The organism is Vibrio sp. V09_P4A23P171 (assembly GCF_963875615.1).
GTDB classification, from domain to species: Bacteria; Pseudomonadota; Gammaproteobacteria; order Enterobacterales; family Vibrionaceae; genus Vibrio; species Vibrio anguillarum.
Map to the genome: position 1 here is coordinate 106,244 of NZ_CAWNMR010000044.1, position 13,169 is coordinate 119,412.

Here is a 13,169-nt window from a genome sequence, read left to right on the forward strand (position 1 = left end):
TTTTATGTTGATTACTATAAGTAATTAATTTCTAAACGTAACCTAGAGTCTTGTCTCAAAAGTGAGATGAAAGAGCAGTTATCTGTTTTTCAAAGGCTTTGTTGCTCATTTCCAATTTCATAATTTTCTTAATATACAAGTCGATAGTGTTTTTTTATGGGGTTAGTGCCTAGCGCGACTCCATTTTGACGCTGGTGAGCCTTTAACGCACAATTAGATTAAAATGTAATCTACAGAAATATAAAATTGCATAATCAATTGCGACTAAACTAACAATTAGTTTACTGCTCGTTTTTTCATCTATCTCATCGTCGAGAAGTATTTGGGGGCCTTATGGATTTACAAGTGGTTGTTCAGCCTGCGTCAGTAAGTGAAGTGGTGGGGGATGTTATTGCTGTCGATGCCAAAGGTAACGCGCGTCAAGTGACGGTGGGTGACTCCTTGATGAAAGGTGAAATCTTAATCACGGTTAATCATTCATCGGTCACTTTGTTAATCAATGGGCAAGTGGCGGTGATCGAACAAAACTGCGTCGCGTGCTTTGGTGACACTGTGTTAGAACACGATACATCAATAGATCTGATCCAGTTTCCTGTCGCGGGCGACATTAACGCTGATCTCACCCAACTTAATGAGGCCAATTTTGATGCGGATAATATAGCCGCTATTCAACAAGCCATTTTAGATGGCCAAGACCCGACCCAAATACTTGAAGCAACCGCCGCCGGAGCCGGTGGTGAAGGCTCTGCAAATGCTGGCTTCATCACCATTGATTACAATTTTGCAGAAGTATTGGCGAGTACGTTTTTCGAAACTGCAGGGCGTGATGCTCAGCAATCATTGACTGAAACGAATTTGAGTCCGTTGCGTTTTACCGCTGGGGGTGAATCATTATCAGCGGCATTAGTTGAAGGTTCGCTCTCACTAAATTCGTATCCACAATCAGTGACGGCAAATGTTTTAATCGCGGCGGGAGATCTGCCACTGGATGCCGCCTCTTTTGTCCCTGAATCCCTTTCATTAGCTGCGCTATTGTCAGAGCTGAATAGCGATATTACTTCGGCTGGGCGATCAGTAAGCTTTCGTTATGATGCTACGGCTAACCATATTGTCGGTGAACTTGACGGCAGTGAAGTGCTACGGATTGATTTAGTGGCGACGTCTGTCGGTAAAGACATCAACTTAGAGATAGTGACGACCATTAGTCAACCGATTGACCATGTTCCCTCCGTGGGAGGTGGCTTAGTTTCTTTTGCTAATGATCAAATTGCGATTCAATTCGATGTGAGCGGTTCTGATGCGGGTGGAAATCCTATTCGCTCGCCGATTTCTATCGCAATCAGTATTGGTGATGGTAATAACCCTGTTATGTCCGATGAACCGTCGACGTCCGTTTATGAGGATAATTTGGCAAATATCGGTTCGGATGCCAGTGCTTCACAGACGATTACCGTTTCAGGACAGTTTGATACCCAATTGGGTTCTGATCAAATTGAAAGCTATCAGTTGGATTTAAGTGCTAACCCATTGGCTGGGTTAACCTCGGCTGGTGTCGCGGTGCAATTGGCCTCTTCCTCGTCATTGAACGGGGTTTATACCTATCAGGCGAGCGCCAATGGCCAGCCTATTTTTGAGTTGATATTAAACCCAGACGGTCGTTACCAGTTTACGTTACAAGGCGCGCTGGATCATCCAGTCAATAGTGATGAGTTATTACTCAACCTTTCGGTATTGGCAACCGATTATGATGGTGATAGCTCTGAAAGTGTGCGTTTACCAATCAACATTATTGACGATAAACCTGAAATCATTGGCGTGGATGCGCTCAGCGTTGACGAAGACGATTTAGCGTCAGGCTCAGACAGTAGCAAAGAGCCGTTGTTCGCCGAAGGCTATTTCACCACCACCCAAGGGGCCGATACGGTAGTGAGTTATCAGCTTGATACCAGCATCAACCCCATCGCTGAGTTAACCTCTGAAGGTGAAAGTGTGGTATTGGGCGCGGCGACAGTTGACGCCAACGGTAACTACCTCTATCAAGCAAGTACTACCCCAAGCGGTCAGACGGTATTTAGCTTAGTGCTTAACGCAGATGGCAGTTATCGTTTTACCCTACAAGGGCCAATTGACCATACGCAGGGGAGCGATGAGCTACTGGTGAATTTCAAGGTGGTTGCAACTGACTATGATGGCGACAGCGCCAACATTCTGCTGCCTGTCACCATTCATGATGATCAGCCAATCATCGCGGGCGTGCAAGCGCTCAGCGTTGACGAAGATGATTTAGCGTCAGGCTCAGACAGCAGCAAAGAGCCGTTGTTTGCAGAGGGAGTTTTTACTACTCAAAGCGCGGATAAGGTGGTGAGCTATCAGTTGGATACCAGCAGTAACCCGCTTGCAGGCCTAACTTCGCAAGGTGAAGCGGTGAGTTTGGGCGCGGCGACAATCGATGCCGACGGCAACTACTACTATCAAGCTAGCGCTGCACCGAGCGGCAATGCGGTGTTTAGTTTGGTGCTCAATGCGGATGGTAGCTATCGTTTTACCCTGCAAGGTCCTGTTGACCATGCGCAGGGGAGCGATGAGCTGCTGGTAAATTTCAAGGTAGTGGCAACCGATTATGATGGCGACAGCGCCAACATTCTGCTGCCCGTCACCATCCATGATGATCAGCCAATCATCACCGGCGTGCAAGCGCTCAGCGTTGACGAAGACGATTTAGCGCTGGGCTCAGGCAGTAGCAAAGAGCCGCTGTTCGCTGAGGGAATGTTTACCACTCAAAGCGCTGATAAGGTGGTGAGCTATCAGTTGGATACCAGCAGCAACCCGCTTGCGGGCTTAACCTCGCAAGGCGAAGCGGTGATCTTGGGCGCGGCGACAATCGATGCCAATGGTAACTACCACTACCAAGCCAGCACCACACCCAGTGGCAATGCGGTGTTTAGCTTAGTGCTTAACGCAGATGGCAGTTACCGTTTTACTTTGCAAGGTCCGATTGATCACGCCGCAGGCAGCGATGAGCGACTGGTGAATTTCAAAGTGGTGGCGACGGACTATGATGGCGACGCCTCTGACATTCTACTGCCTGTCACTATTGTGGATGACAAGCCAACGATTGTCGGCATTCGCACCGGTAGCGAACAGAGCGTGGATGAAGATGACTTAGCCACGATCGGTTCTGATCGTTCAGACAGCACCGTTATTGCTGGGCACTTTGATGTGATTGACGGGGCCGATGGTATTGTCAGTTATCAATTATCGGATCTTGTAACGCCTGTCGAGAATTTAGCGTCCGGTGGTCAAGAGATAGAGATCATCCAAATTTCAAGCAGTAATGGTGTCACTGTTTATGAGGCAGTGATTAAGAATACGACGGATGTGGTTTTTCGTCTCACGTTAAATGGCTCGGCCGATAGTTACCAATTTGAACTGCTTAAAGCCATCGACCACCCGACGGGTAATGGTGAAAATAGTTATATTTTAGATCTTCCGATTACCGCAACTGATAGAGATGGCGATGTTTCAGCGTCAGCGAGTTTGCCAATATCGATTGTTGATGATATTCCGACTTTGCATGACAAAACCATTGATCGTTATGAGAGTGCTGGTAATAAGACAGTCAATTTATTTAGCCAAGACAACAATACCTCACCGGATACTCAAGGTGCAGATCATGGTGCGATCACTAAATTTGTGGCCGTTGATGAAGCGGGTCGGGATATTCAATTTAGAGAGGCTAACAGCGTAAGCTTAGCTAATGAAATTGAACTTAACGGCATCACAAAAACGGTCACGGTTGTCGAAATAAAAAATGGTGTTGAGCGTGATTTAGGCACACTGACGATTACGCCTAACGGTAACGCGACATTTAAACCAGTTGCTAGCCTTGAACATGGTGATGATCCGACCATTTCATTTACTGTCGATGTCACTGCGCAAGACTTTGATGGCGATGTCTCAACCGAACAGTTGAACATCAATATTCTTGATAGAAATGCCACTATCACAGTTGCTAATGTTATTGGCGCTGAAGACGCTGGACGCGATGGTGTCACTATTTTGTTTAACGACCCCAATCAAATCACTAATAGCCAAGATAACCAATCCGGCTTAAATACTTCACCGCTTAAAGTGGATTTGCAGATCAATCTTTATGATTTGGATCGCAATGAATCGATTGGTGATGTAAAAATCACGGCCAGCAACGCGCATGGCGATTTTTACTATCTCAATAGTTCGGATGTTTATGTCAAATTAGAGCTAGTCAGTGGACGATTTGTTTTGCCCGCAGATGCGGTGGAGCAAAGCTTAACAGGCAGTGTTGCTAAGATTGAAAACTTGTATTTTGTGCCTGACCGTCACTATGCCAGCGCTAACGGTGGCTTCCAACTCAATATTACTGTGCAGGTTTTGAATAATGGCCTGCATGATCATAATGTGAACGGGAAATTGCGCATTGAGGTGGAAAGTGTTGCCGATATTGCGACTTGGAACTCAAGCAGCCAATTTCATTATGATGCAGTAGAAGATAGTGACAATATTACTCTCGATGTTTTAGCGCAGACACAAGATAACAGCACCCCCGAAACAATCCTGTATGAGATCCGCTTTACTCAAGGTGAAGGTGAGGCGCAGCTAGTTTATGCCGATGGTACGCCGGTTGTAATGAGCTCGGATGCTTCAGGTCACTATTATCTTGTTAGTGCGAGTAACATTAACCAAGTACAAGTTGACCCCAATGATAACTTCAGTGGTCAGATCAAACTTGATATTACAGCGATCACGACCGAGCAAAATAACGCTCACGTTGGTAAAGAGAGCGCCCGATCAGAAACGAAAGAAATCGTGATAGATGTTAGCCCTGTTGCCGACATGGGCAGCTTCTCTGTCAATCGAGTCAATGTTTTTGAAGATAATGCCGCAACGCAAAATACCGTTGACCCCACCACAGATCACGATCCCTTGTTATTAAGTGAAGTCATTACGATGGCCGGATCCGTTGATTCTGATGGTTCAGAAACACTCTATGTGCGTCTCTCTGATTTTTCAGAAACAGGTGTCACACTGATTTGGTTGGGAGCAGGAGCCAGCGAAATATCACAAATAACCGATGCCAATGGTCATACTTATTATGAAGTTCCTGAACAATATCTTGACCAAGTTGAAGTGCTACCCCCATTGCATAGCAACGCTGATTTTACCTTCTCTGTTGAAGGCATCATTAAAGATAGCGTTACTCTTTCTACGGGTGCGGTGACAGATGAAATCTCGCTAGGTGTTAAGACGGTTAATGTTTCAGTTAAGGGCGTAGCAGATATTCTAACCATTGATTTTCACTCAAACAGTACTAACACTTGGAATGAATTTAGTGAAAATGGTCTGCAAGTGATTGAAACGACGATTGATGAAAATCAATCCGTTGGCTTTGGCTTTAGTGTGTTATCCGGTGAGCTTGCGGATAATCCAGCGGACAGCTCTGAGTCGATCACCGTTTTGCTATCGAACATTCCAGATGGTGTCAAACTGTATGACAGTGTTGGTAGCGTGATTAACTTGGTATTTGTTGGTTACGATACTGCGCAGCAACCTATTTATCAGGCGAATCTAACTTCAGCGCAGGTTGATTCAGGTATTCGAGTTGAGCCATCTCATTCATCGACCGAAAACATCAACATCAAAATGACCACCATCGTTACTGAAAATGATGGACATACGCGTCAAATTGAGTCGGAAATTCGCATTAAAGTGGCACCGGTGATTGATGTTGTTGACAACTATCAATCACACTCGCTTGGTAACGAGGACAGCCGCATTAATATTCATTGGCAGCCAGAAGAGGAACAACATCTTGATGCTGATGAATATGTTGCCTCTGTTACACTTTCTGGCTTCCCAGCAGGTAGTACTATTTACGTCGATGGTGTTGTCACGACCTTAGATAGTGATGGCAAGCTCATTTTGACCCCCGCACTGGGACAGAGCGATCAAGATTTCTCAGCGCAAGTGCTGACAACTGGTTACGTTCAAGTTCAGCCACCAGAGCACTCCAGTACTGATTTTACCTTGAGCACTGAGATTGTGGTTAAAGAGCAAGACAACGAATACGTCGATGCAATCAATTCTGGAGAAGGTATTGCTTCGAAAGTCATTCACGGCTCTGTTGATATCACGGTAAGGCCGATAGTTGAAGCTGATGGACAACTGCGTGTTGAAGACAACGGCGTAGTCACAAACAAAGCTGTCGCAGATGCCTCTGGTGCTATCTACTTTACTATTAATGATGCGGCCGGCGGCGAGCCTAATGCGAACGTTATACGCTTTGATAATGCAGACACTCAATCGACAGAAGGTTACCAATCATTAGAAGTGGTCGACCAACTGGTGGTGCGTTTTAGCAATATTACGCCACAGGTACTTGATCAACTACTGATTACTGGTGCAATTAATAATGGGGATGGCTCATGGACCATTGTTGATGAGCAGAATTTCAGTGTAAAAGCACCGAATGGCCTGACATTGAGTAGTGGTAACGATCCTGATGGTGATGGTTATAACGACATCACTGTGACCATTTTTGCCCAAGTGTATGACCAAGGGGAAGATAGCTCTGAAGCCAAAGTAGTTCGACAAGTGCAATCAGAGCTCACCTTACAATTTCCGCTCACTGCTACGGGCAACAACACGGTAGCAGCTGACATTACTTTAGTTGGCAATGCGGATGATATTGTATTAGGCATCGAAGATAACGCTATTAATTTAGGTCAGCAAATCCAAGATAAATTGATGGTGAGCGCTTCAGGTTTTGATGGTGTAGAAGATGAGCTCAGTATTGTCATCGCGCAAAGTGTGCTACCAGCGGGCGCAAGTTTATCTGGTGGTCATTTTGATTTCGTTGATGGCTTGTATGTATACAAAGGTACCGTGAATACCGATGGCTCGATTTCAGGGTTAGAAAATCTGCAACTGCATCTGCCTGAAGATTACGCGGGCGACTTTAATTTGCCGATCACTTTTGTAACGACAGACACTGCTTCTGGTGATGAAAAAACCTTCAGTACGCAAATCCCAGTGGCAGTTTCTCCGGTGGCCGATGTTCCCGGAACGCATCAACCGCAAGATGATGACATTACCCCTAAAGCGACATTGACTGTAGAAGGTTCGCTTGGGTTAGATGCAAATCATCAGCCGACTTCAAGCTCGTCCGACGTTCCGACCAATGACGGCATAGGTTATGAAGATGGTATTATTCATCTTTCGCTCGATATTGATCTTGCTGATATTCGCAATAGCGCTACGGAAGGACGAGAGGTGCTGAGCGAAGTCACCTTAACCCTACAAGGAACCAATATCGGAACCTTTATTGATGCGCAAGGCAATGATCTCGGTACCAGTATCACTTTTAGTCAGCCTCAGCTACCTGCGGCATTAGACAATGTTTATTTCAAACCCGCACCCAATTATCCGACTGGCGATGATGATAACACCGTCAACATTACCGTGGCGGGGAAAGTGACTGATATCACGCAATTTGATGATACCAATGCCAATGCGTTGGGTGTGGCTAATACTGATGCTGATAAGCCATTTACCACACAAGTAAGTTTTGATGTGACGCCAGTGGTAGACGACGTCATTATTTCCAGTGGTGGTAGCAGCAATATTGAAGTGAGCGGTCTGGAAGATGAGTGGATTGTCCTTTCTAAACCGGGTTCTGAATTTACCGTTGATCTGACCGATACAGATGGCTCTGAGGTATTTGTGTCGATCAAGCTTACTGGGGTGCCGACGGATTTTGTCGTGAGTTCTCTCTCTTCTGACTATACCGTGAAAAATAATGGTGGTGGTGAGTGGAGCATTCAGATTAACAACCCAGCACAAACCTCGATCAATTTATCCGATATTGCGATGAAACCTGCGAAGAACTTTAGTGGCGAAGTGGAAATCGGCATCAAGGTCTTTACCCAAGAATCCTTGCTTGGTGTGCCTGTAGAGCATAACGGCAGCTTTAGATTGGATATTGCGCCCGTTGGGGATGTGGTGGATGTTGAACCAGTGACTAACGGCGCTGGCGATGAAGGCGTTGACATTGAAATTGATATCAACGCGCAAATTATCGATAAAGCCGATTCCATTGCAGCCGGTGCGAACCATAGTGAAAACTCGCCAGAAACGTTGCGAATTGAAGTTTCCGGGGTGCCAGATGGAGCAAGTATTGCATTGCTTGATGGCACGCTGGGGACTTACATCGGTGGTGGCGTATGGCTGTTGAATGCCGATGCGCAAAGCTTAGATAAACTGATTTTTAATTCTGGTGATTGGCATAAGGACACTTGGGCGGGAGATCTGACGATTAAAGTACAGTCGGTTGATACAGGGCTGGACGGTACGGAACATTTGGGGCCTGCGCGTGAGTTTACTGTTTTAGTTGATGTTCAGGCGGTCAATGATGCGCCCACCATTGATAGTGCTACGGTCACCACAACGATTGATGAAGAGGCGGGGCAAAAGGTCACCGGTTTGAGTGTGAGTGATATCGATTATACAGGCTCACATGCCAACGACCCCATGACGGTGATTTTGAGCGTGAGCGAAGGTTTGCTCAGTGCCGTGATCCCCGCGTTAAGTTCTGTCACGCAGAGCACCAATTTGGCTGGAGAACTTGTCCTACAAGGCACGTTATCGGATATCAACGCACTACTTAATAGCAGCGATCCCGCCAGCGGCATTTTTGTTGATGCCACCGCGATTGGTAGTGACCATATTGATCTAACAATTAAGGCCAATGATGGTGGTGTTTATGCCGACAATGTTTCTGGTATGGCGCTAGAAGAGACAGAAACCGTCAGTATTGCGGTGACGCCCAAAGCCAATACGCCGATATTAACCCTTGATCCGAGCTTTAATTATATGAAGCAGACGTATGTTAGCCAAAGTATCAGCGCTCAAGGTATGGCATTGCTGGGGTTAATCGCGGCATTAACGGATAGCCATGAAGTGTTGTCATTGGAGATCGACAGTCTGCCAAGTGGCGCAACGCTTTCCAGTAGCTCGGGCAGCGTGACTGAGCAAAACGGAGTGTGGATTGTTTCCGCTGATGCTATCGACGGATTACAGGTTAGCGGGCTCGATTTAGGGCAACACACTCTGTCGGTAGCGGCTATCTCAACAGAAACGGATGGTAGCCGTGCAGCCTCTGCATCAATTGATATTGCGATTGAAGTATTGCCTGACGGTAGCACGATTGATCAATCAACGAACGGGGATGATGCGCAATTGCTCGCCGGTAATGTTGGAGCGCAGTTGCTAGGAGGCAGTGGTCATGATCACCTTGAAGGTGGCGATGGTGATGACTCCTTAGTGGGTGGTGGCGGAAATGATACCTTGATTGGCGGGCTTGGTGCCGACATCTTAACCGGGGGAAGTGGCGCTGACATATTTAAATGGACGCCCGATACTGTTGATGAGCAAACCGACACTATCACTGATTTCAACGCTGGTGAAGGTGATGTGATCGATCTCACTGATGTTGTGGCCGATTTACATTTGCCCATGGATCAACTGCTCGTTTCGCTACACACTTCTCATCAGATAGAAGCGAAAGTGATGACCAACACGACGGATGTGGAATTGGAAATTCTGACGGACAATAACGTACATCAAACCATTGTGGTGCAAGATCTTGCCAGCCAATTCAATTTTGATGGCATGGCGTCGATTGACATTGTTGGCTTCTTATTGGACAACAACATTATCAAGCATGACGTTTAAATAAAGAAAAGAGCAGTTAAATAAAGAAAAAGTGCACCCAACGGCTTCAGGCTCAGTTGGGTGCACTTTTTTATTTAGCAGTAAACACACCCCAGCGCTGTATCAGTCTGGGGCATTTACAGTGGGTTAACCAATGATGATTTGGCTCAGCACATAACCTAAACAGCACGCACTCACGACGCCAATTAAACCGACGGACATGAACGAGTGGTTGAAGTAGTACTTACCGATTTTGGTGGTTCCTGTGGTATCAAAGTTGACCGTTGCAATATCTGACGGATAGTTTGGAATGAAGAAGTATCCGTACAGTGCGGGCATTAATCCCACCAGTAGCGCAGGTTCTAAACCTAGCCCGAGTCCTACAGGTAGCATCATTACCGCTACTGCGGCTTGTGAGTTCACCACAACAGAAACAATGAATAGTGCAAGCGCGAAGGTCCAGTGATGGTCGGTAACCATCTCAACAATGCCTGATTTAAACTGCGGCATCGCGTATTGGAAATAGGTATCCGACATCCAAGCGATACCGAAGATGGCAATTGCCGCCACCATACCTGATTTGAATACCACACCGTTTGGTACATCTCGTGGGTCGGTTTTGGTTGCCAGTAAAATGATACCGCCAAAGCAGAGCATCATCATCTGGATAACCACCGCCATACTGATCGGTTTACTGCCTTCAACAATAGTGCGTGTTTCTGGCACCATCGCTAGCACGACTATGGTTAATATCGCACCAATGAAAATCAACACAGAATTGCGCGCTGCCGCGGGTAACGTTTCATTCAGCGTTGTCGCGGTTGTGTTTAGGATTTTCTCTTTCCACACTGGATCTTGCAGACGTTCTTGATACTCAGGATCATCATCTAGTTCTTTCCCGCGGCGCAAGCTGTACAAAGACATCAACAGCGTACCGAATAAGGTCGCAGGTACAGTGACCAGCAAAATAGAGAGCAAGGTGATCTCGTGTTGAATATTCGACAATTGAGCAAGGTAGTAGACAACGGCCGCTGAGATTGGGGAAGCGGTAATCGCGATTTGCGAAGCAACAGAAGACGCAGCCATTGGACGTTCAGGACGGATCCCATTTTTCAATGCCACATCACCAATGATCGGCATGATGGAATACACCGCATGGCCAGTACCCAGCATAAACGTCATTGCGTAAGTGACGAACGGTGCAATCAAAGTGACATTTTTCGGGTTCTTACGCAGTAAACGTTCTGCCACTTGCAGCATGTATTTCAATCCGCCAGCCGCTTCGAGTATTGAAGCACAGGTGACAACGGCAAGAATGATCAACATGACGGTGATCGGTGGTGATGTGGGTGGCATTTTGAAGACAAAAACTTCAATGACCAAGCCAATACCAGAAACCACACCAAGGCCAATACCACCGTAGCGTGAGCCTATATAGAGCATTAATAGCAGGAATAAAAATTCCAAATACAACATATCTGTTTCCTATCCAAAGGTGTTAATGAAAATATTGTCTAACGTAACGTTAAAAAAAGATGAAACCTTGTTCACACAACCATTTACCCTATAAATGAAACGACATTAATCAGAGATTGCTCACGCATTTTATTCAATAAGTAATGAATATGAATAAACAAATGTAACCATTTTGTTGTGCTACAGGTGGGCTGGCGTTAATGATGAAGCTTATTTTCTCGCCGCGTGGGCTGTTTGCCGATCGCTAACCTTAATTTAAGATAGCACAAAGGGTACTGAGCTATTGGCCTTTGGGCGTTGGAATGAAATGCATATGAGAAAACTCATCGTCCATTTGGTAGTGCGTAAACCCAAATCGCTGATACAAAGCACCGACGGGGCTACCTTGCAAATAACAGAGCTTACATGGGTATTGAGTCAGATTGGCTTGGTTGACGACCAGTTGTAACACTTGGCTACCCACCCCTCTATTTTGAAAATCTGGCAGAATAAAAAAGCGTGAGAAGTAGAGCGTTTCATGCTTGCTCTGCAGTAAATAAGTGCCAATCGGTTGGCCATCAGCGCAGATGATCGTTGGTAGACCAGAATGCCATTCTTGGCGATGCAGCACTTGCTGCAACTCTTCATCCCAGCCAAATATCGCCGTAATACCATCCATTTCTGCGACTTTTTTTAGATCAAAAGCAAATTGATAATCGCTGTCACTTGCGGGGCGAAAGGTTACCTTCATACGTTTATCTTTTTGTTTAATAATACGTTGCTTACCAAGATATCAATCGTCGGCGTATTCATGGGCAATCGAAATAAAGCGCTCTTCTATTGCCAAGAAGGCATCAATGACTTCAGGGTCAAAATGGCTTCCTCTTCCGTCCAAAATAATCCCTTTCGCATCGGCGTGAGGCATCGGCTCCTTATAGATGCGTCGGCAAATCAGAGCGTCATAAACATCAGCGACAGCCATTAACCGTGCGCTGAGCGGTATAGCATCACCTTGTAAACCGTTAGGATAGCCAGAGCCATCCCATTTTTCATGGTGCCCATGGGCGATCTCTTTCGCCATATCGATAAGGTCATTTTTCGCGCCTGACATCTTTTCCGCTTTTTCTAGCGCACGTAGCCCTAAGCTGGCATGGCCTTTCATGATCTCAAATTCATCACTGTCCAGTTTTCCTGGTTTTAATAGTATGTTGTCGGCGATGCCCACTTTACCAATATCGTGTAAAGGGGCGGCTTTAAAGTAGGTATTAATAACATTCGGCGTTAGCTTTTGTTGATATTTTGGCAGCTTAGCCAGTTGTTCGGCTAACGCTTTGACGTAATGTTGTGTTCGCAGGATATGGTTACCCGTATCCGGGTCTCTGGTTTCAGCGAGGCTGGCGAGAGCATACACGACCGCGTCTTGCATTTTATCCAATTCATTTGAACGTTTGATCACCTCTTTTTCCAAGTAGCCATTTTGGTTCTTCAGTATGTCTTTTGAAATTTTGTTTTGCAGGTGAGTATCTACTCTGGCTCTTAGCAACGGTACGCTTACGGGTTTGTATACATAGTCAACCGCACCTAACTCAAACCCCAGTTTTTGATCTTCAGGGTTATCTTTTGCGGTCAGAAAAATCACAGGGATGTCTTGGGTGTTAGGGTTTGCCATGATCTTTTGTATGACTTCAAAACCTGACATTTCCGGCATAACAATATCGAGCAACACTAGGTCAATAGAAAACTTGTCTAAGATACTGAGCGCCATCGGGCCTGATTTAGCGGCCTTGACATGATATCGGTTAGCCAACCCCTGTGACATAAATGCAAGGTTATCTGGCGAATCATCGACGATTAACACGGTACAATTGTCCAAGTTTTCGATGGGCATGAGTCTTTCCTAATAAAAAATAGCAATTGAGCGGCGAAGGTTGGGTTTAAGTCTAAACTTATCAATAACTATAGCTAAT

General features: G+C 45.8%; 4 protein-coding genes. 1 reads left to right on the forward strand and 3 read right to left on the reverse strand.

Annotation, left to right across the window (positions count from 1 at the left end):
• Positions 1 to 333 precede the first annotated feature (333 nt).
• Positions 334 to 9,768 (forward strand): retention module-containing protein, encoded by a 9,435-nt coding sequence (locus AACT23_RS12860; protein WP_094126730.1) that lies wholly within the window; start codon positions 334 to 336, stop codon positions 9,766 to 9,768.
• Between the two features lie 126 nt (positions 9,769 to 9,894).
• On the opposite strand, the gene AACT23_RS12865 is transcribed toward AACT23_RS12860, so the two are convergent.
• The 3 genes from AACT23_RS12865 to AACT23_RS12875 form a co-directional block, all read right to left on the reverse strand.
• On the reverse strand, positions 9,895 to 11,223 hold the full coding sequence (locus tag AACT23_RS12865) for an anaerobic C4-dicarboxylate transporter (protein ID WP_013868401.1): 1,329 nt from the start codon (positions 11,221 to 11,223) through the stop codon (positions 9,895 to 9,897).
• Between the two features lie 280 nt (positions 11,224 to 11,503).
• Entirely contained in the window at positions 11,504 to 11,953 is a 450-nt protein-coding gene (locus tag AACT23_RS12870; protein ID WP_013868402.1) for a GNAT family N-acetyltransferase, read from the reverse strand.
• 42 nt (positions 11,954 to 11,995) lie between these two features.
• Positions 11,996 to 13,090: a response regulator gene (locus AACT23_RS12875; RefSeq protein ID WP_013868403.1), complete on the reverse strand. Its 1,095-nt coding sequence runs from the start codon at positions 13,088 to 13,090 to the stop codon at positions 11,996 to 11,998.
• Between the last annotated feature and the right edge of the window lie 79 nt (positions 13,091 to 13,169).